The sequence below is a fragment of the Cellulomonas humilata genome (assembly GCF_013359775.1).
In the GTDB taxonomy this organism is placed as follows: domain Bacteria; phylum Actinomycetota; class Actinomycetes; order Actinomycetales; family Cellulomonadaceae; genus Cellulomonas; species Cellulomonas humilata.
This window is the reverse complement of sequence record NZ_JABMCI010000063.1, coordinates 226,914-247,170: the sequence shown is the minus strand read 5'-3', so window position 1 is coordinate 247,170 and position 20,257 is coordinate 226,914. Positions and strand designations below refer to the sequence as shown.

Genomic DNA, 20,257 nt, shown 5'->3' with positions numbered 1-20,257 from the left:
GCCCGGCCCACCGCCCGGCGAGGGGGCGGGAGCCGCGGTGCCGGCGGCCGGCGCGTCCGGACCGGCGCCTGCCGCGGCAGCCCAGGCCCTCGTCGCGCCGAGCTCACCGGATGCCCTGCGCGCCCAGGTCCCGCAGACGATGCCGTCCGCCGAGGACGTCGCCGCCGACATGGACGACCCCCGTTCGCTCGACGACAAGCGCGCGGAGGCGCAGCAGCACGCCGCCGGCGTGCGGGTGGCGGCCGCGGAGTACCAGGCGACCGCGGGGGCCGAGCTCGGGACGCACAAGCAGTCGGTGCGCCAGCACGTGGTCGGCCAGAGCGCCGCGGTCCGTGCCGCGCGCGCGACCCACGCGTCGGGCATCCTGCAGCAGGCCACCGCGGCGCGCGCCCAGCTGACCGCGTCCGCCGCCCAGGAGAAGGACGCGCTGCGCGCCCAGGTCGAGGCCGACGTCGCAGCCACCACGGCTGCGACCGCGCAGAAGGTCGCCTCGGCCCGTTCCGGCGTCGCGAGCCGACGGCAGGCGCTCACGGCGGCCGCCGACGCCGAGCGCAGCGGCTCCCTCGCGTTCGCCGACGGGGAGACCGCGCGGGCCGTCGGGCAGCTGGAGGCGGACGCGGCGGCGTGCGAGCAGGCGGGCGAGGCTGAGGCGGCACGGTTCAGCGGCGAGGAGGAGCCGGCCCCCGAGCAGCGTCAGGCTGCCCGCCAGGTGGGCCGCGAGAGCGCGGCGGACATCCGCGCCAAGAAGCCGGACGTCCCGCGCGAGCTGCGCGCTCAGGCGCAGGCGCACGCCCAGCGGTGCACCGAGTACGCCCAGGACGTCCTGGCACGGCTCTCCGAGACCGAGCAGACACTCGTCGCGGAGCTGCAGACCGCGGGGACCGAGGCGACGAACGCGGTCCGGGACGGGCTCACCGGGGCGCTGGCCGCGATCGACGCCCGCTGCGCGCAGGACCTCGCGGCTGTCGCGGCCGCACAGTCCGCGGCGGTCGCGCATCTCGACACGGCCTCGGGCCAGGCGCTGACCGAGCTCATGACGGGCGGCGCGGGGGCGGAACGCGAGCTCGACACGGTCGAGGCGGCGGTCGAGGCCGACCTGGAGCACGGTGCCGAGGAGGCCGCCACCGTGATGGCCGAGCCGGAGCGGCCGTTCCTGCCCGGGGTCCGGGAGCAGGACCAGGCGGCGCGCGCCGGCATGGCGTCGACCGTCGCGGGGATGCGCACCCAGGTCGCGGCCTCCGTGGACGGCTCGCTGGGGCGGTTCACGGCGGTGGCCACGGGGTTCTCCGACGCCGGGGCCGGGCTCGTGCAGGACGTCGCGGGTCGGCTGGCCGTCGTCCGTGACGGGTTCGCCACGGCGGCGGCCCAGGTGCGGGCGACACGTTCGGAGTCGGCGGCGGCGGTCCGGGCGGGCCTCGAGCAGCGTCAGCAGGGCGTGACCGACGCGGTGCTCGCGCAGGCCGACGACGCGGTCGCCCAGGTGCGCGGCAAGCTGGCGGAGATGGCCGGCGAGTACCGCGCGGGCATCCGGCAGGCGGCGGACCGCAGCGTGGCGGAGGCGGCGCGGCCACGGACCGACGACGTCAGCACCCGCGCGCGGGAGGCGGGCACGCAGGTCGACGACGGGTGGCTCGCGGGTCTCGGGCGCGCGATCGTGCAGATCGCGATCGGGCTCGTCGTCCTCGTCGTGGTGGCGCTGATCGTGGCGGCGATCGCGGCCGCCTTCAGCGTCGTCCTGACGGCGTGGGCGGCCGTGATGATCGCGGGCGCCATCCTGCTCGCGGTGAGTCTCGTGGTCAGCCTCGTGACGCGCTTCCGGCAGCAGGAGCTGCAGGGTCGCCCGGGCCTGGCGATCGTGCTGGCGCTCTCGGACACCATCGGGGTGACGGGGATCATCGAGGGCATCCGCGGCAAGGAGCTCGTCACCAACCGTGAGCTCTCCGCGGGCGAGCAGACTGAGCGCGGGGTCCTGGGTGCGGTGACGTTCGTCGGGCTCATCCTCGGGGCGCGCTCTGCGCTCAAGGGCCCTCCCGGCGGGACGATCTTCCGACCCATCGAGCTCCCCGCCGGGCTGTTCGCTCGCATGGCGACCGGCGTCGCCAGCGTCGCCGCGGAGATGGCCTCGGGCCTCGGACGCAGTGCGCGCGCGGTGCGGGACTGGCTCACGGGCAAGAGCGAGGCCCCGCGCGGGTGCTTCGTGCCGGGCACCCCGGTGCGGGGTCAGGACGGTCCCGTGCCGATCGAGCAGCTCGTGGTGGGGGACAAGGTGGTGGCGCAGGACCCGACCACCGGGCTGCTCACCACAGAGGTCGTCATCGCGACCGCCGTCCGGACGGTGCCTCGGGTGCTCGACGTCCGCACGGGCGGCGAGGTCGTCACGTGCAGCCCCGAGCATCCCTTCTGGGTCGAGGGCACCGGGTGGTGCCCGGCCGGTGCGCTCGTCCCCGGGGACCTGCTGCGCACCGCCGACGGCCGGACCCAGGCCGTCGACGCGGTCTCCGCCCGGCCCGGCACGGGCTGGACCGTGCACAACGTCACGGTCCGCGGCGCCCACACCTACCACGTGGGGTCGTCCGCGGTGCTGGTCCACAACAAGGCGATCGAGGCCGACTTCGTGCCGCGTCAGCGCGCCCTGGTGGGTGAGGTCGAGGCCCACGCCCGGCGCGCGTCCGACGCGACGCAGCGGGCCCAGGCGCTGCCCGAGGACGCGGCCGGCCGCGCGGAGCTGATCCGGGAGGCGGAGAGCCTCGGCAAGGAGGCCCGCCAGCTCCAGGGGGAGGCCAACCGGGCGAGCTCGATCGAGGACGTGGCCGAGCTCGAGGACTGGCACGCCGGGGCGAAGGCACGGTTGGCGCAGCTGGAGCAGAGGCTCCCGGCGGCGCCGGAGCCCGTGCCGGTGGAGCCCCAGACGCACGAGTTCACCGCGGAGGGTGCGATGAACGAGCTGCGCCAGGAGGGGCACTGGACGACCCTCAACCGCGACCACCCGGGGCGCACGTGGACCGGGAACCTGGCGGAGAAGATGCCCTCGAGCGAGCCGACGCAGACGAAGCAGAAGCTGGTCGTCACCGGCACCAAGACCGGGGAGGCTCCCGTGAGCTACGACTTCTCGGTCGTGTACGACCACGAGACGGGGCGGTTCACCTACATCGGGCGCTCGGGCGGCAAGCCGAAGTCCCTGTGAGCGCCCGCGCACGCCGTCCGTCTGCCATCGGTGCGCCCCTCGGGTGACACGCCCGCACGCCCGCCCACCCTGCGATCCGGCGTCGTTGTCGTCGACCAGGCCGGTCAGCTCGATGACGCCGGCGCGTCGGGGGGCCAGCCGCGGGCATCGCGACGAACAGGCCTGGCTAGACGGTGTCTCACCAGGCCTGATGGCGGCGGTAGGGATCGGGGCGGCACTGGCCGTTCGACGTGAGGTCGCAGGATCAGATTCGGTCGAGCCGCGAAGTGTGGCCTGATCAGCCGGTCATCTCGCGGCCCGCCGCTGGCGTTCCTACCGGTCAAAGTGGTGGCGCAGGACGTACTTGGCGGTCCTCTCGCCGATCGCGGTGCCGTCGTCGACGGCGCTGCGGAAGTGGACGCCGCCCCAGATCCTGGCGTTCCCGACCTCGAGCCTGAGGTCCTGGCGGGTTGCGAAGTGCCGGGCTGCGGCGCCGGTCACGCTGGGAATGGTGAAGTCGATGTGCGCGGTGCCGAGGAATCGCGAGATCACGATCCCGGAGGCGGGTGTGATGCAGCTGTGCGCGCTCGGGTACTCGGGGTGGTTCGGCGTCGGGATCAGCGGCGCCCAGGACGGGTCAGCGATCGTGCGGCGGTTCCCGTCGGTGTCCCCAGCGGGGATCGCGGTCACCGGGCGCCAGAACGTGTACCGGTACTTGGCGTCGAAGCAGGCGATCAAGGCGTCGGCGTAGGTCACGGACATCATGGCCTGGAAGCGCGTGGCGTCGGCCAGGTCGAGGTCGTGCTGGTCGAGGAAGAGGCGGAACGACTCGTGGGCCTGCGTGAAGGGCGGCTCGCCCCAGAAGCGGGCGGCTGCCGTCTGGTCCGATGTCCGCACGGTGCTCGTGGCAGAACCGAACGCCTTCACCTCGGCGTAGTCCCTTGCCCACCGACGGCTGTCGAGGTCCGGCGGCCCGTCGGGGCGGAACTGGTCGGCCGAGCGCAGCGCGAACGGGCGCATCCCGGGCAGGAACGTCCCCAACGGCGCGGTCGTCGCGGTCGGGATCCAGGTTCCGACGGGCGCCGGGACCGGCGGCGTGTAGGGCACCGTGGCGCGGAAGCCGTCGTCGCGGCGCAGCTCGATCAAGGCCGCGGCGACACGCTCGCCGACTGCGACACCGGCTGCCTCGGCGCTGCCGTCCGGGATCGATGCGAGCGCTGCGTGGTACGCCGGGTCAAGGATCGTCGGCATCTGGGCGGGCAGGTAGTGAGCCAGGACCCGGTGCGCAGCGGTCGACACCGCCGCCTCGGCGGACGCGCCGCGGGGTGCGTCGGCGTCCACGGCGAAGTGGTCGCCGTGGCCGTGGACCGCTACCGCGGCGTCGTACTCCGCGATCGCGACGTAGGCGAACATCACGTGGCTCTCGACAGGGTTGAACCCCGCGGCGGCGAGGGCTTGGGTTGCCGTGAGGTCCCACGCGGCCACGAACAGATCGGGGGCGCCGTGGGAGCGGTCACCGGCGACGGCGACCCCGGACCCGGCCATCGTGCAGCCGACGGCGAGCGCCGCCACGACGGCGGGAGCACGCCATCGACGGCCACCGAGGCTGCGTGCGTGCAGGGAACTGCTTGTGCGCCTGGACATCGTTGTCTCCTTCGGCTGACTTTCGGATGCCTCGGCTACCCCGAGACATCGGCAGGGCCATCAGGTCCGGTCGATACGAGTAGAGGCCCGACAGGAGGCGGACGTTGAGCCTCTGGTGCGTGACAAGGGGGCGAGTGTCGTCGGGTGAACCCTGGCGCTCTGGGGCTGGGGTCCGTGCGGTCCTGGTCGAGCGGTGGCTCAGGATCAGCTGGGATCGGCGAACTCGGGGTCGACCCGATCACGTCGAGCAGCGAGGCCGGCCCACGGCGTTGTCTCAGCGCGGGGTGGGCGACGCGGGAACGTTCACGATCCTCGCCGCGCATGCACGTCCGAGGGGACGTACTGGCCGCGAGCGGCGTCCCTGCGGGGTGGGCCACGCGAGCGGTGAGGCCGTGTCGACGCCATAGCGGCGCTCATTCCCCGCACGCCGGGGCGTGCGAACGAGAGCCCACGAGCTCCGCCCACTCCTGCGGGCTGAGTACTCGTCCGGCGATCTGGACGCGCGTGCCTCCGCGACGCGGGCGCGCGCCAAGGCGGGGTTCACTTCGCCAGAGTGCGAGCGCCTCCGAAGACGAGTGCGCCGCACGCTCGGGCTCCCCGAGCCCGAGCAGCCCCGAGCCCTGCGTGACACGTCGTTCGAACCGCTCGACGTCGACCTCGACGTGCTCTGCGACCAGTCGGTACCCGTGCGGGGTGGTCTCGATCTGGGCCGGTGCGGCCGGCCGACGCAATCGCAAGACGCACCCTGGCTCGTCGCCCCACCGCGCCGCCGAGAGAGATGCTGCCGACGACGGCGCACCCAGGCGGACCGCGAGCGCAGCCGTCACCGCACGATCGCGTGGTGCCAGTGCAATCCCGCCGTCGTCGAGCGTCAGCGCTCCAAGAGCGAGCACCTGCATATCGCCACGGTGGCCCCGACTCCCACAGCCGTCAAGGAGGCCGACATCGGGCCGATACACATCCGATGGGCGCCAGTACCCTGCTGATACACGCTGGTCCTTGACGGATCGAGCAGCCCCGGCGCTGGGTGGACGATGGTGAGGTCAGCCGCCTCGGGTGGTGCGCAGGTAGGTGTCCAGCCTGAGGGGCCCCGACCCGGTGAGGTCGTGCACCGCGGTGGACACGTGCGCCATGGCACCGCCCGCGATGGCGGTGTACGTGCTGACCCAGGCATCGAGCTGCCAGTCCGGGGCACCGTAGCCGGCACGCGACGCGTACGCCTCCTCGAGCGTCTCGTCGTGGAAGCGCACGTCCCTGCCGCGGACCGCGGAGATCGTCGCGGCGACGTCGCGCAGGGTCAGCGCCTCCGGGCCCGTCAGGTCGTACGACCGGCTCGCGTGCGCCGCCGGATCGCCCAGGACGGCGGCGGCGACGCGTGCCACGTCGGCTCGCGCGACGAATGCGCAGGCGCCGTCGCCGGCGGGGCCGCGGATGACCCCGTCAGCACCGACGAGCGCCTCGGTGAAGTCGAGGTAGAAGCTGTCGCGCAGGAACGTCCAGGCCATCCCGGAGGCCTTGAGGTGCTGCTCGGTGGCGTAGTGGTCGCGCGCGAGGGTGAAGGTCGCGTCGGGGGGCGGCGCCGAGGAACGAGGTGTACACCACGTGCTCGACGCCGGCCGCGGCGGCCGCGTCGACGAACGTGCGGTGCTGGGCGAGCCGGTCGGCGCTCTCCGAGGCCGAGACCATGAACAGCACCGTGGTTCCGACCAGGGCGTGCGTCGCCGCGTCGAGGTCGCCGTACTCCGCGGCCGTGACGCCGGTGACCGTGGCGTGACCCGGCACCCGAGGGCTGCTCGGGTCGCGCACGATGAGTCTGTGCGGCGCTCCCGCGGAATCGAGCAGTCGGCTGACCAGACCGCCGAGGTGGCCCGTGGCGCCCGTGACGGCGAGGGACTGGGGGCTCATCACGTCTCCATTGTCGAGGAGCCGCCGGTGCCAGGCACGCGCGGTCGACCCGACGTCAGGCGAGCGAGAGGAAGAGCTTCTCGAGCTTCTGCACGTCGAGGGTGCCCGGCTCGCCGTCGTCCGGCCGGGTCAGGCACCTCCGCGTGCCGGTCGCGATGATGGCGAACCCCGCGCGGCCGAGCGCCCGGGAGACCGCGGACAGCTGGGTGACGACGTCCTCGCAGTCGCGGCCCTCGTCGATCATCCGCACGACCGCCGCGAGCTGGCCCTGGGCGCGCTTGAGCCGGTTGGACACCTTGGCCATCTCGTCCTTGTCCAGCTCCATGGCCGTGCTCCCCTTCGTCGGGGGGTGGGTCACGGTACCCGGGCGGTGCCGGAGGATACCGGATCGATGCTCAGCGGCAGGTGCACTGCTGGCTGCGGGGGACGTCGGCCATGACGGCGTCGACGTGCTCCAGCACCACGATCTCGGCGCGCTCGTCCAGGCGCCGTGCGCGAGCGGCCGCGCTCATGCCGCCGGCCACACCGCCGACGATGACGAGTCGACGACGGTCGGGGGTCTCGGGCGAACGGTTCATGGGATCAGAATACCTAGGGGGGTATCCGCACACCAAGTCGACCGCGGCCGCTAGATGAACAGCAGCTGGGCGCCGTCGGTCTTCTCGATGAAGTCGCTGGCGCTGATGATGCCCTCGACGTCGGGGTCGAGGTCGTCGAGCGTCAGGTGGTTCATGTCCGCGGACAGCCGGCACGCCCACAGGTGCCCTCCGGACGCGACGATCTGCTCGAGGAACTCGGGCACGTCGGGGACGTCGAGGTCGGCGATGGCCTTCTTGAGCTTCGAGGTGGCCATCGCGGTCATCCCGGGCAGGCCGCCGAGGCCCTGCGGCATGTGGGTGGCGGTGTTGCCGAGCATGGTGAACTTCAGGTCGCCCATGGTCGCCTTGGTGATCATGTCCAGGCCCCAGAACGTGAAGAACAGATGGGTCTCGACGCCCTCACCGAGCGCCGCGTTGGCCAGGATCAGGCCCGGGTAAGCCATGTCGAGGTTGCCCTTGGAGCAGATGATCGCGAGCGTGCGACCGGGGGAGTCGTCGGCACCGAACTGGGGGACGACAGCGGGTGCGGTCTCGGTGGTGGTCATGGCAGTGCCTCTCGTCGTCGTGCCGGGTCAGACGCAGCCCACGGGCTTGGGCAGGCCGGCGACGTAGGCCATCTTCTTGGCCGGCTTCTGCGGGAAGAGTCGGAACAGGTCCTTGACGGGAACGCCGCTGCCGGCGGACGCGCGTCGCAGGGTCGCGGTCTCGCCGCGCTGCGCGAAGTCGTCGCGCAGGAACCGGAGCACGGCGCGGTGCTCCTCGGTCAACGTGAGGCCGATCTGCGTCGCCAGGACGGTGGCGAGCTCGTCGTCCCACTCCGAGAGGTCCGTGAGGAACCCCTCCGCGTCGACGTGGACCTGGTGACCGTCAAGCGTGGTGACCGGCATGGCGCACCTCTTCCTGGGACGTGGTGGTGGGGACGTGCTTGCCGACCATCGACATGGCCGGAGCCAGTGGCATCGGACGTCCGGGCAGCAGGACGTTCCAGTAGACCCAGCGGAACGCGAGCTTCCCGAGATGGTTGGCCCGGCTCTCCTTGAGGAGGCTCAGCGGCCCGACGTACGGCGCCGGGTACGTGCCGGGCAGCGGCTCGGTCTCGTAGTTGAAGTCGAGGAGCAAGGCCCTGCCGTCACCGGACTCGATGAAGCAGTTGGCGTGGCCGTCGAACGAGTGGCTCATCGGACGACCGGCCGCCAGCTCGACGAGGTTGTCGACCAGGACGTCCACGGAGAAGTGTGCGACGGAGCCGGCCTTCGAGGTAGGGATGTCCGCCGCGTCGCCCACCGCGAAGATGTGCGCGTCGGCGGTGGACCGCAGGGTGTGCTTGTCGACCGGGACGAAGCCGAGCTCGTCGCCCAGCCCGGAGCGCGTGACGAACTCCGCACCCATGTGCAGGGGCACGGTGACCAGCAGGTCGAAGGGGACCTCGCGGCCGTCGTAGGAGACCAGCGTCCTGTCCTCGATGTGCTCGACCAGGAAGTCGGACTCCACCCGCACCTCGCGGTCGGCGAGCATGGAGCCCAGGTGCGCAGAAGCCACGGGCTTGGTGAACGCCCCGTCGAGCGGGGTCACGAAGACCAGCTCCGTCTCGTTGCGCAGCCCGCGCTCGCGCAGCCAGTCGTCCGCCAGGAACGTGAACTCGAGCGGCGCGACCGGGCACTTGATCGGCACGTCCGTGATGTGCACCACCAGGCGGCCGCCGCGGAAGTCCCGCAGTGCGCCGGCCAGGGCCTTCGCCCCGTCGAGCGTGTAGAAGTCGAAGATGCTGCGCCGCCACTCCGGGCCGAGCATCCCCGGTGTCTGGTCCGGACGCAGAGTCGCTCCGGACGCGATCACCAGATAGTCGTAGGGGAGGAGCCGCCCGTCCAGCAGGAGAACCTCCCGGGCTGCGGCGTCCACGCGGTCGACGCCCTCGAGCACCAGCTCGACGCCGTCGTGCACGAACGCGTGCCGCGACCGGACCAGCCCGTCGGTCGAGCCGCCGAACGGCACGAAGAGGAAGCCAGGTTGATAGGGGTGGGCATCGTCCCGGTCGACCACCGTGATCGCCCACGTGTCGTCCAGCTTCCGCCTCAGCCTGTTGGCCAGCATCGTGCCGGCGGTCCCCGCGCCCAGGACGACCACGTGCCTGGTCATCGCGCTCACTCCCTCGGACGAGGGCGGAGCCGCCCGGCGGCGGACGCCTCGTCGCGCGCTCTCAGCCTTCGTCGGCCGGCCGGGGAGCGGGTAGGGCACAAGGTCCTGACGTGGGGCCTGCTCGCCGACAGATGGCGACGACGTCGGAGGTCGGGGCCGCAGTGACGACCTGGTCTCTGGGGCTCACGAGCTCGACCACGCGGCGATGAGCGCCTCGGCCTGACTGCGGAGCCGAGCCTCGGCCTCCGGCGACACCGTGCTGTGCCGGCCCGGGGACTCGAGGTGGTCGATGAACCGCTCGAGCTGCCGGACGGCCGAACGGGTGCGACCGGCCTCGAGGTGTCTCGCCGCCAGGCCCAGGTCCTGGGTCAGGCGCCGGGACACCGGACCGGTCACCTCGCCGGCGGCGATCGCGGCCTCGAGGTCGGCCTGCAGAGCCTGCAGGCTCGGAGCGGACTGCGTGAGGAGCACGGCGCCGTAGAGCGCCGGGACGGTCACCGTGAGCTTGCCGTCGGCGGGCGTCGAGACCGCCCCGGTGAGCGCGTCGGTGTAGGTCCGGCCGTCTGCGGGGACGTCGACGGTCACCGTGTGCGGCACGGTGTCGTTGTTGTACGCGGTGACGGCCCTGGCCTCGTCGAGCTCGCGGAGCAGGACGACGAGGTGCTCGTCGACGTGCAGGGGCGCGCCCAGCGACCCACGTCGCAGCACCTCGTTGTCGTTGCGCAGGGCGATGAGGTCCGTGACGTCGTCGAGCAGCTCGGCGTCCGGGTCCCCACCCTGGTCCGCCCACGGGTAGGTGGCGCGGTTGAACGGGTCCTCCCCGCCGGTGAGGCCCACCTCGTCGCCGTAGAACACGGTCGGAGCGCCGGGGAACGTCATCTGGAACAAGACCGCGAGCCGCAGCCGCTGCTTGGCCTCGGCCACCTGCTCGGGTGGTGTCGCCTCGCCCGTGTACCCGAACTGGTACAGGGCCCGGGCGGAGTCGTGCGTGGAGAGCAGGTTCATCAGAGCCTGGAAGGCCTGCGGGGGGTACGCCTCCCGCATGAGCTCGATGTTCTGGTACATCTCGCCGGCGTCGCGCCCGTCCGCGTAGTCGAGCACCGAGTTCCGGAAGATGTAGTTCATCGTCGTGTCGAAGGTGTCCCCGAGGAAGTACTTCGAGGAGTCGAACCACGTCTCCGCGATCGTCAGCGCGTCCGGGTCCTTGGCCTTGACCGCCGTTCGCCACTCCCGCCAGAACTCGTCAGTGACCCACGGGGCGACGTCCATCCGCCACCCGTCGACGCCGCGGTCCTGCCAGGTGCTCATCACCGAGTCGGGCCCGCGGAAGGCGAAGTCCTTGAAGCTGTCGGACTCGGTCAGCTCGGGCAGCGTCGAGATCCCGACCCAACCGGCGTACTGGCGGTCGGGCTCGGTCTCCTCGGGGAAGAAGGTGTACCAGTCCGCGTAGGGCGACTGCGGTGTGATGGTCGCGCCCTCGAACGCTCCCAGGCTGTCGAAGTTCGCGTACCGGTCGAAGTAGACCGAGTCGCTCCCCGTGTGGTTCAGGGACGTGTCCAGCACGACGCGGATGCCCCGTTCCTCGGCCTCCTGCGTCAGCCGCGAGACGTCCTCGTTGGTGCCGAAGGAGTCGTCGACGGACAGGTAGTCCGCCGTGTCGTACTTGTGGTTGCTCCCCGCCTCGAAGATCGGGTTGATGTAGAGCGTGTTGACGCCCAGGCCCGCGAGGTAGTCGAGCTTCTCGATGATCCCGGCGAGGTCGCCACCGAAGAAGTCGTTGTTGTACTGGTCGTCGTCGCTCGTCGACCCGTCGGCGTCGCCGGGAACCCAGGGCGTGTCGAGCCAGTCGTCGTGGACCTCCACCGGACCGTCCAGGTAGGTGTCCTGGTCAGCTCGGGGGTCGTTGCTCGTGTCGCCGTTGCGGAAGCGCTCGGGGAAGACGTAGTAGTAGACGGCGTCCGCGGCCCACTCGGGAACAGTGAAGTCCGGGCTGTACGAGGTGTGCCGGTACCGGCGGATCTCCGACCGGTCCGTGGGCAGGAAGGCGACCTCTCCGGTCCCGCCCGAGCCGCGCTCCAGCGTCCAGTAGATGGTGTCGGAGTTGTTCTCGTAGACGTACGTCCGCTCGCCGTTGACCAGCTCCACGTAGTACCCGTACACGCTCACGTCCTCGAACGTGTGCGTCGCCGTCCAGCGCTCGACGTCGGCGGCCGGCTGGCGCGTCAGCGGGATGCGGACGGGTTCGCGGTACTCGAGCAGCTCCTGGTTGCCCTCCAGCACGCGCGTCTCGACCACCAGGGTCGCCGAGTCCAGGCCCGCGGGGGCCTCGATCGCGAACTCGATCGGCGTCCCGACGGGGTTGGCGCCGAACGGTGACTTGAACGTCGCGTCGCGCGAGTCGAAGCGCACGCGGCGCAGGACGGGATCGGTCACCGGCAGGGGGATGCCCGGGTTGACGAACGTCCTGGCGCCGATCGTGAGGACCGGCTGGGCGTCCTCGCCCTCGAAGCCGACCCGAAGAGTGTGCTCACCGGTGAACCCGAACTCCAGCGGCACCACCTCGCCGGCGTCCTCGGCGGAGACCAGGGGGAACGGCTCGCCCGCGGTCACCACGTCGTGCTCGGCGTCAGCCGCACCGAACGTCGCCGCCGCGGGCCCGAGGGGATCGGCGATCGTGAACGTCTCGGTGCCGTCGAGGTCGACGTTCAGGTAGTAGGCGTCACAGCTGTAGACGAAGTAGTCCGTCGGTGCGGGCCGGCCGTCGTTGGCGCTCCCGGTCATGGCCAGGAGCGCGTCGCCCAGCGGCGCGGCGGGGCACTGGGTGATGGTCAGCGTCGGCGCCTGTGCCGACGCGGACACGTCGAGAACGACTTCCTGCGTGCCGTCGAAGGCGAACGTCAGGTTGGAGCCGTGGAGGGTGAGCGGAAGTGGCACGCCGGCGGTGAGCTCGCTCCCGGCAGCGCCGCCGCCGAAGTCCGCATCGGCGGACCAGTCGGCGTCGGCGACCTTGAACGAGCTGCTGCCGCTGAGCTCGAGCAGCAGCTCGAAGCGGTTGCAGTCGTACACCAGCTGGTAGGCGGGCAGCGCGTTCCAGCTGCTGAACCCGCCGCGAAGATAGATCGCGCGCTCCCCGAAGGGGTTGTCGATGCACGGGCCGTCGGCTGCCGACGCCGGGGCGGGGGCGGCGATCGCGCCGGTCAGCCCGCTAACGAACAGCGCCATCGCTGCGACGATCACAGCCGCCCGGGCGTACAGGGACTTCCGCATCTTCAGCCTCCTTGCTGATCAACACCGTCCGCGCCGTGGCGACCGCTCAGGGGCGCTCAGGTCGGGCGTCGTGCGCGCCGGCCACCGTTCGACCGCCCCGCCGTGCGTCATCACGCAAGCGCTTACGTAGAGCATCGGCGGGTGAACCGATGTATGTCAACACCTGGAGCGCGGCAGTGCGCAGGTGCCGCGACGGGCCGGAAAGCCGGGTCGCAGCCGCAAACGATCGTTCGCCGGCCGTATCGTCGCGGCGTGGGCAAGAAGCCGGTGCTGAACATGGCTGACCTCGCGGAGCGCGCGGGCGTCTCCATGGCCTCGGTCTCGCGCGCCCTGAGCGGCGCGCCCGGTGTGTCGGAAGCGACGCGCACGCGGATCAGGACCCTGGCCCAGGACCTGTCGTACACGGTCTCGCCGGACGCCGCCCGCCTCGCCAGGGGTTCCAACGGCCGCATCGCCGTCGTGACGCCCGACGTGGCGCACTGGTTCTACGCCTCCATGCTGGACGGCATCGTGACGGCGCTGCACGACTCCGAGCTCGACGTGCTGCTGTACGAGGTCCAGGAGGAACGGGAGAGGCGACGATTCTTCGACGAGCTCCCCGCACGTCGGCAGGTGGACGCGCTCGTCCTCATCGCCCTGCCGATCAGTGACGACGAGCGCAGCCGGCTCGACCTCATGGGCGTACCGGTCGTCATGGCGGGAGGCACCCTCGGGGACCATCCGCACGTCCGCATCGACGACGCGGCAGCCGCGCACCAGGCGGCCGCCCACCTGGTCGGCGTCGGCCACGAGCGGATCGCCATGATCAATGCCACCGGGCACTGGACCCTCGAGTACGCGGCTCCCAGCGAGCGACTGCACGGCTTCACGCGCGCGCTCCACGACGCCGCCCTGCCCCTGGATCCCGAGCTCGTGGTGACCGAGCGCTGGGGAAGCGGCGGGGGTGCCGAGGCGATGAGCCGCCTTCTCGGCCTGAGCCGACCGCCGACCGCGGTCGTCGCGTTCTCGGACGAGATGGCCTTCGGCGCGCTCCGCACACTGCGCCGCGCGGCGCTCCGGGTGCCGCAGGACATGTCCGTCGTCGGCATCGACGACCACTCCGTGGCCGATATGCTCGACCTCACGACCGTGCAGCAGCCGGTGGTCGAGCAGGGCCGCGTGGCGGGACTGCTCGTCCGGGAGGTCGTCGAGCACGGCGCGGCACGATCGCCCTACGTCACGCTGCCCACCCACGTGGTGGTCAGGGGTACGACGGCTCCGCCGCCGCCTGCTCCCGGAGCGCTCGGCTGAGGGTCCGTTGGCGGCTGGTGGCAGATCCCTGGACGACGTTCCCGCTCCCTACTTGATCGCGCCCTGGGTCACGCCGGCCATCACCCAGCGCTGCGTGAACAGGTACACGATGATCGCGGGCGCCATGGCCATGAGATAGGACGCGAACGCGACGTTGTAGTTGCTGCTGAACTGCGTCTGGAAGACGCTCTGCAGCACCGGGAGGGTCTGCAGCGTCGAGTCGGCAGTGATCAGCGACGGCATCATGAAGTCGTTCCACGAGGCGAGGAACGCGAAGATCGCGACGGTCGCGCTCATCGGCGCCATCATCGGGAAGACGATGTGCCGGAACACCATCCACGTCGTGGCGCCGTCGAGGCGCGCGCTCTCCTCGAGCTCCTCGGGCAGGCCGCGGATGAAGGCCGTGAACAGCAGCACGCTGAACGACAGCTGGAACATCACGTGCAGGAGCGCCACGCCGACGGGGTTCGCCAGACCGACGATCCCGGTGAGCTTGACCTGCGAGAGGGCCAGCACGGGGAACGGCAGGAACATCGCGGCCAGCAGGTAGAAGAACGCCCACCGGAAGAACGCGTGGTCCCAGTTGCGCGCGATGGCGTACGCCGCGAACGACGCGAGCACGACCGTGCCGACGACCGTCACCGCGGTGACGAACACCGAGATGGCGAAGCCCCGCGGGAAGTTGGTGAGGTTCCACGCCTGGACGAACCCGTCCATGCTGAGCGGGGACGGCAGGGAGAACACCTGTCCGTCGACCGACTGGGCGGTGGTCTTGAAGGCCATCGTGAGCGTGGCGTAGAGCGGCAGGAACACGGCGAGCGTGCACACGAGCAGGGCGACGGTCGCTCCCCAGCTGGTGCGCTCGTCGCTGCGCCGGCCGACGAGGCGACGGCGCCGGACAGGCACCTGGGCGGGGGTCGTGGTGACCAGGGTCTGGGCAGTCATCAGAACGCGTTCCTTCCGCGGGTGAGGCGCAGCTGGATCACGGCCAGGACCACGGCGATCAGGAAGAAGATCGTCGCGTTGGCCATCTGGTAGGCGTAGTCGCCCCCGGTGAACCCGGAGAAGATCGTCATGGCGACGCTGCGGGTGGCCGTGCCCGGACCGCCGTTGGTCAGGCCGACGATGATGTCGTAGGCGTTCAGGAAGTTCTTGAAGCCGATGACCAGGTTGATGACGACGTACCCCGCGACGAGCGGCAGGGTGATGGAGACGAGGCGTCGGCCCGACGAGGCGCCGTCCATCGACGCCGCCTCGTAGACCTCGCCGGGGATCGACAGGATGCCCGCGATGTAGATGAGCAGGGCGCTCGGGATCGCCTGCCACGCCGTGACGATGACGATGGTCACCCAGGCGAGGTCGGGGTTGGCGAGCAGGCTCTGCTCCAGCGCGGTGATGCCCACCGCCTGCCCCAGCTGCGGGACCGAGTTGGAGAACAGGAAGTTGAAGACGTAGGCGATGACGATGCCCGAGATCACCATGGGCAGGACGAACACCGCACGGAGAGCCACCTTGGCCCGGATCTTGGCGGTCAGGCCGACGGCGAGCAGGAACGCGACGAGGTTGACCAGCAGCACGGTGACCAGGGCGAACCCGATCGTGAACAGGTACGAGCTACGGATCGCGGGGTCCGAGAACAGGGCGAGGTAGTTGGTCAGACCGGTGAACTGGAACTCCCCGAACCCGACCGAGTCGGTGAAGCTGAGCGTGATCCCCATGATCGCCGGCAGGGTGATGGAGAGGGTGAAGAGGATGAGCGTGGGAAGCAGGAACAGGTAGAACGTCCGGTTGACCCGAGGCCGACCGGCGTGGGTCGGTGTGGTCGCCTCGACGTCGAGGCGTCCTGGTCGCGTGGGTGCTGCGGTGACCATGGGCTGTCTCCGTTCGGGTGGTGGGAGGCGTGGACCGTCAGGAACGGAAGGCCAGGCGACGCCAGTCGGCGTCGAGGGTGCGCAGCACCGGCTCGGGGTCGGCCCCCGCGGCGAGGGACTGCGTGTAGTTCTGCAGCGGGATCGACTGCGGGACCAGCTGGGACGCGCCCAGGTAGAAGGCCGCGCGGTCGTAGAAGTCCTTCAGCTCGACCAGCGTCGCGTTGGACACCGGTGCCGCGTCCTTGGTCACGCCGAAGCCGAGCGCGTGGGCGTTGTAGGCGTCGATGACGTCCGGCTGCATGAGGAAGGACAGGAACTCGCGCGCCGCCTCCTTCTTGGTGGACTGCTCCGGGATCCACAGGGCGAGGTCGATGTTGACCCGGACCTTGCGGTCCGCCGGGTCGTCCGTCATCGGCAGGGGGAACGCGCCGACGTCGAGGTCCGGGTTCGACTTCGCGATCTCGCCGATGGCCCACGGACCCTGCAGGTACATGGCCGCCTCGCCGTTCGCGAACGCGAGGTTGCCGTCCCCGTAGCCGCGGCTCTCGGCGTTGTCCTGCGAGTACGGGACGAGCTCCTGCATCTGCTGGACCGGTGCGAGGAACTGCTTCTCGAACGACACGGGGGAGTCGGGCCCGACGTTGGTGCCCTGCCTCTTGAGCTGGTTGAAGAACGTCGTGGTGTCGACCGTGCCGCCGACCGAGTAGTCGAAGTGGCCCTGCGCGATCGTCCACGGGTCCTTGAACGTGCTGTACAGCGGGGTGACCCCCGCGGCCGCGAGGGTGTCGCACACGGCGATGAGCTCGTCCCAGGTGGTCGGGACCGTCAGGTCGTGCTCCGCGAAGATCTGCCGGTTGTAGAGCACCGCCGCCGCCATCAGGGAGTACGGGATCACGCTGGTGCGGTCCGGGTAGGTGGCCGTGACGTCGATTAGGGGTTGGAGCTCGTCGAGGATCCGGCCGGCCTCGGGCATGTCGCCGAGGTCGCTGAGCGCCCCACGCTCGACGTAGCGCGAGATCTCGAAGTTGTAGTTGAGGCAGCCGATGTCGGGCGGCGACTCCCGCACGAAGGTGCCGGCCAGGTTCGACGTGGCGTCGTGGCGCACCCGTACGCGGGACTGGGACTGGTGGAACTGGTCGATGAGGTCGTCGAAGTAGCCGATCACCTCCGGCTTCGACTGGTAGAAGACGATCTCCGTGGGTCCGGAGCCTGCGGTTCTGGCGCACGACGCGAGCGCGAGGCCGGCGCCCGCGACCCCGACGCCGCGGAGAAATCCTCGTCGGCTCAGCTCGGCCGACAGCAGGGGTGTCTGGGACGTCATGCCTTCGCCTCCATTGGTCGAAGTCCGGCGGTGCCGGGTCAGTCGTCGTGCGGGTGGTCCTGCTGGAGCCAGACGGTCGTCTCGGGGGGAACCTCGTGGGCGTCGAGCGGAGAGCTCGACACGACCACCCGCCCGGCCGGCAGCGGCACGGGGGAGTCGCCGAAGTTGGTGACCGACGTCCAGCCGCCGGGCCGCGTGAACGCCACGACCTCGGCCGGCACGGGCGTGACCCACTCGAGCGACTCGTCGGTCTGCAGACGCAGGCGCTCGGCCAGGGCGCGTCGGTAGAAGCTCAGGGTGGAGCTGTCGTCGGCCGCCTGGCGGTCCACGGCGAAACGGGCGTAGTCGGCGGGGACCGGCAGGTGTGCCCGCTGGTCGCCGAAGCCGAGCGTCGGGCCGTGCGTGGTCCACGGCAAGGGCACGCGGCAGCCGTCCCGCCCCTTCTGCGCACCCCGGGAGCGCAGGAACGTCGGATCCTGGAGCGCGTCGTCGGGCAGGTCGGCGACCTCCGGAAGGCCCAGCTCCTCGCCCTGGTACAGGTACGCGGACCCGGGCAGGGCGAGGGTGAGCAGGGTCGCCGCACGCGCCCTGCGGAGGCCGCGCTCCTCGTCGGGGTGCGGCTCGGCGCCGTCGTGCAGCAGCCACGCGTTCAGGTCGGTGCCCTCGGGCAGCGCGTACCGGGTGGCGTGCCGCACCACGTCGTGGTTGGAGAGCACCCAGGTGGACGAGGCGCCGGACTCGTGGGCGAGCGCGAGGTTCTTGTCGATGATCGTGGAGAACGCGGTCGCGTCCCAGCCTGCCTCGAGCAGGTCGAAGTTGAAGGCCTGCCCCAGCCCGTCGGGGGAGGCGTACCGGGAGCGGCGGTGCGCGGGGACCCACGCCTCGGCGACGGCGGTGCGCGGCGGGTCGTACTCGTCGAAGAGCCGGCGCCACTCACGGTAGATGTCGTGGACCTCGTCGCGGTCCTGGAGCGGGTGGGCGCCTCCCCAGATGTCCGCGTCGAGGTCGGCCTGGCTGGCGAGCGGCTCGGTGAGGTCCTTGGCCAGTGCGTGCGCGACGTCGATGCGGAAGCCGTCGACGCCCCGGTCCGCCCAGAACCTGAGGGTGGTGAGGAACTCCTGGCGCACCTCGTCGTCGGCCCAGTTCAGGTCGGGCTGCTCCGGGGCGAACAGGTGCAGGTACCACTCGCCGTGACCGACGGGCTCCCATGCCGGGCCGCCGAAGATCGAGGTCCAGTCGCTCGGCGGGAGCTCGCCGCGCTCGCCGCGGCCGAACCGGAAGACGTAGCGCTCACGCGCCCTCGAGCCAGGCGGGGAGGCGAGCGCCTCCTGGAACCAGACGTGCCGGTTCGACGTGTGGTTGGGGACGATGTCGACGACAAGCCGAATGCCGGCACCGTGCAGGGCCGCGCGCAGCTCGTCGAAGTCCTCGAGCGTGCCGATCCGCGGGTCGACGGCCCGGTAGTCGTCGACGTCATAGCCGCCGTCGGCCAGCGCGGACGGGTAGAACGGGCTCAGCCACACCGCGTCGACCCCCAGCTCGCGCAGGTAGGCCACCTTGCTGGTGATGCCGCGCAGGTCGCCGATGCCGTCGCCGTTCGAGTCGGCGAAGCTGCGCGGGTAGATCTGGTAGACGACAGCCTGCCGCCACCAGGCCGCGTCCTGCGGTGGGCCGGCGGACGTGCTGCCGGTCGTTGCCAGAGTCGACACCCGTTCCTCCGCATTGATGTAGGGCCTAAATTTAAGACCTGCCATTAAAGTGGCACCGTCGATCGAGGAGGTCAAGTGGTTGTCCGGACTCCGGTGGCGTCGCGGCACCTGCGCGATGCCAGTGCGCGGCTGGTGCTCGAGCACCTCTGGGATGTCGACGAGGTCACCGGGTCGGCGTTGATCGAGGCCACAGGGCTCTCCCGGGCGACCGTGCACGACGTGTGCGACGAGCTCATCGAGCGCGGCTGGGTCACGGAGCTCGAGAGCCAGCGCACCGGGAACGACCACCGCAAAGGACGGCCTGCCCGCCGCTACGCGTTCGACGCCCGCGCCGGGGTGGTCGTCGGCGTCGACGCCGGTCAGCACCGGATCAGCGCGGCCGTGACCGACCTGCGAGGGGACACGCTCTCCAGCGCCGTGCTCACGGTGGGGCCGAAGGACGCGACCGTCGCCCGACGGCTCGCGCTCATCGAGGAGAGCGTGTTCAGTGCCCTGGCGGACGCGGGTGCGCCGCTGCCGAACGTGCTGGCCGTGGCGGTCGGCGTGCCGGCGCCGGTGGACCGTGACGGCGGCACCACGTTCCGGGACAACCCGTTCTGGGAGCTGATGAACCCCGACATCGCCCGGCACCTGCTCGACCGGCACGGCTGGACGATGCTCACCGACAACGACGCGAACCTCGCGGCCATGGCGGAGCACTGGCGGGGGCACGGTGCCGGGGCCCGGTGCCACGTCACGCTGCTCGCCGGCGAGCGGTTCGGGGCGGGCGTCGTCGACGACGGCCGCCTCCTGCGCGGTGCCCATGGCGGCGTGGGGGAGATGCGCTATCTGGACTTCGTCGAGGGTGTGGGCTCAGCCGACGGCATCGCGGCGCTCGTGCGCGACGACGCCCGCGCCCAGCTGCACCGCCTGGACGGGCAGACCGGCTCGTCGCAGCTGCAGGACCTGGATCCAGCGACGCTGGACGCGGCGAGCGTCTTCCTCGCGGCCGAGGACGAGGACCCCCTCGCGGTCAGCGTCATCGAGCACGTGGCGGCGCTCCTGGCGCGCGTCGTGGCCACCTTCGCGAGCATCTACGACCCGGAGCGCGTCATCATCGCCGGCGCCGTCGCCGCGTCCTGCGGACCGCTGCTGGAGCTCGTGCGCCACGAGCTCGACCGGTACGTGGACCCGCCGGGCATCGCGGTCCTCGCGTCGGAGCTGGGTCGCGACATCGTGACCGTCGGGGCCGTCAAGCGGGCGCTCGACCACGTGCGCGAGAACGCTCTCGAGATCTCGCCCGCGAAGAGCGGCTGACCGGTCCTGGTGGCCGTCCGGCTGGACCGCCAGCTCTGACCGGCCACGGCCGGCAT

15 protein-coding genes and 1 pseudogene are annotated in these 20,257 nt (G+C 71.4%); 3 read left to right on the top strand and 13 right to left on the bottom strand.

From position 1 onward, the window contains the following. Positions 1-3,184 (top strand): polymorphic toxin-type HINT domain-containing protein (locus HP550_RS11125; RefSeq protein ID WP_210767941.1); only part of this gene is annotated, 3,184 nt, incomplete at its 5' end. Positions 3,185-3,496: 312 nt separating this feature from the next. Here HP550_RS11125 and HP550_RS11120 read toward each other — a convergent pair. The 9 genes and pseudogenes from HP550_RS11120 to HP550_RS11080 all read right to left on the bottom strand — a co-directional run bounded on the left by HP550_RS11120 (position 3,497) and on the right by HP550_RS11080 (position 12,714). Next, positions 3,497-4,807, bottom strand: coding sequence for a vanadium-dependent haloperoxidase (locus HP550_RS11120; RefSeq protein WP_175347733.1), 1,311 nt, complete (start codon positions 4,805-4,807; stop codon positions 3,497-3,499). Between the two features lie 413 nt (positions 4,808-5,220). Beyond that, the gene (locus HP550_RS23215) at positions 5,221-5,706 is read right to left on the bottom strand and encodes an AfsR/SARP family transcriptional regulator (protein ID WP_425484443.1); all 486 of its coding nucleotides are present in this window, start codon (positions 5,704-5,706) and stop codon (positions 5,221-5,223) included. A 144-nt stretch (positions 5,707-5,850) separates the two neighbouring features. Further along, a pseudogene (locus tag HP550_RS11110) lies at positions 5,851-6,712 on the bottom strand (NmrA family NAD(P)-binding protein). A 55-nt stretch (positions 6,713-6,767) separates the two neighbouring features. After that, the gene (locus HP550_RS11105) at positions 6,768-7,037 is read right to left on the bottom strand and encodes a metal-sensitive transcriptional regulator (protein WP_175347731.1); all 270 of its coding nucleotides are present in this window, start codon (positions 7,035-7,037) and stop codon (positions 6,768-6,770) included. A gap of 70 nt (positions 7,038-7,107) precedes the next feature. Then, positions 7,108-7,290 carry a hypothetical protein gene (locus HP550_RS11100; protein WP_175347730.1) on the bottom strand — a complete coding sequence of 61 codons (183 nt, stop codon included), beginning with the start codon at positions 7,288-7,290 and terminating at the stop codon, positions 7,108-7,110. A gap of 50 nt (positions 7,291-7,340) precedes the next feature. Then, positions 7,341-7,856, bottom strand: a complete 516-nt coding sequence (locus HP550_RS11095; RefSeq protein ID WP_175347729.1) for a DsrE/DsrF/DrsH-like family protein — start codon at positions 7,854-7,856, stop codon at positions 7,341-7,343. 27 nt (positions 7,857-7,883) lie between these two features. Next, positions 7,884-8,198: a TusE/DsrC/DsvC family sulfur relay protein gene (locus HP550_RS11090; protein WP_175347728.1), complete on the bottom strand. Its 315-nt coding sequence runs from the start codon at positions 8,196-8,198 to the stop codon at positions 7,884-7,886. Next, positions 8,179-9,447 carry a type III sulfide quinone reductase, selenoprotein subtype gene (gene sqr, locus HP550_RS11085; protein ID WP_175347727.1) on the bottom strand — a complete coding sequence of 423 codons (1,269 nt, stop codon included), beginning with the start codon at positions 9,445-9,447 and terminating at the stop codon, positions 8,179-8,181. The genes HP550_RS11090 and sqr overlap by 20 nt, the downstream gene beginning before the upstream one ends. Before the next feature lie 183 nt (positions 9,448-9,630). Continuing rightward, entirely contained in the window at positions 9,631-12,714 is a 3,084-nt protein-coding gene (locus HP550_RS11080) for a glycoside hydrolase family 13 protein (protein WP_175347726.1), read from the bottom strand. 252 nt (positions 12,715-12,966) lie between these two features. Here HP550_RS11080 and HP550_RS11075 point away from each other — a divergent pair, with 252 nt between their 5' ends. Then, complete coding sequence (locus tag HP550_RS11075) at positions 12,967-14,004, top strand: LacI family DNA-binding transcriptional regulator (protein ID WP_210767940.1); 1,038 nt, start codon at positions 12,967-12,969, stop codon at positions 14,002-14,004. A gap of 48 nt (positions 14,005-14,052) precedes the next feature. Here the strand turns inward: HP550_RS11075 and HP550_RS11070 are convergent, their stop codons facing one another. Genes HP550_RS11070 through HP550_RS11055 form a run of 4 tightly spaced genes read right to left on the bottom strand, consistent with a single transcriptional unit; the run spans position 14,053 to position 18,905 of the window. Beyond that, complete coding sequence (locus HP550_RS11070) at positions 14,053-14,949, bottom strand: carbohydrate ABC transporter permease (protein WP_175347725.1); 897 nt, start codon at positions 14,947-14,949, stop codon at positions 14,053-14,055. Beyond that, complete coding sequence (locus HP550_RS11065; RefSeq protein WP_175347724.1) at positions 14,949-15,875, bottom strand: carbohydrate ABC transporter permease; 927 nt, start codon at positions 15,873-15,875, stop codon at positions 14,949-14,951. Before HP550_RS11065 ends, HP550_RS11070 begins: the two co-directional genes overlap by 1 nt. A 37-nt stretch (positions 15,876-15,912) precedes the next feature. Beyond that, positions 15,913-17,196, bottom strand: coding sequence for an ABC transporter substrate-binding protein (locus tag HP550_RS11060; RefSeq protein WP_175347723.1), 1,284 nt, complete (start codon positions 17,194-17,196; stop codon positions 15,913-15,915). Positions 17,197-17,234: 38 nt separating this feature from the next. Beyond that, a complete protein-coding gene (locus HP550_RS11055) occupies positions 17,235-18,905 on the bottom strand; it encodes a glycoside hydrolase family 13 protein (protein WP_425484442.1) in 1,671 nt (556 codons plus the stop codon). A gap of 75 nt (positions 18,906-18,980) precedes the next feature. Here HP550_RS11055 and HP550_RS11050 point away from each other — a divergent pair, with 75 nt between their 5' ends. Beyond that, positions 18,981-20,201 carry an ROK family protein gene (locus HP550_RS11050; RefSeq protein ID WP_175347722.1) on the top strand — a complete coding sequence of 407 codons (1,221 nt, stop codon included), beginning with the start codon at positions 18,981-18,983 and terminating at the stop codon, positions 20,199-20,201. Positions 20,202-20,257 lie beyond the last annotated feature (56 nt).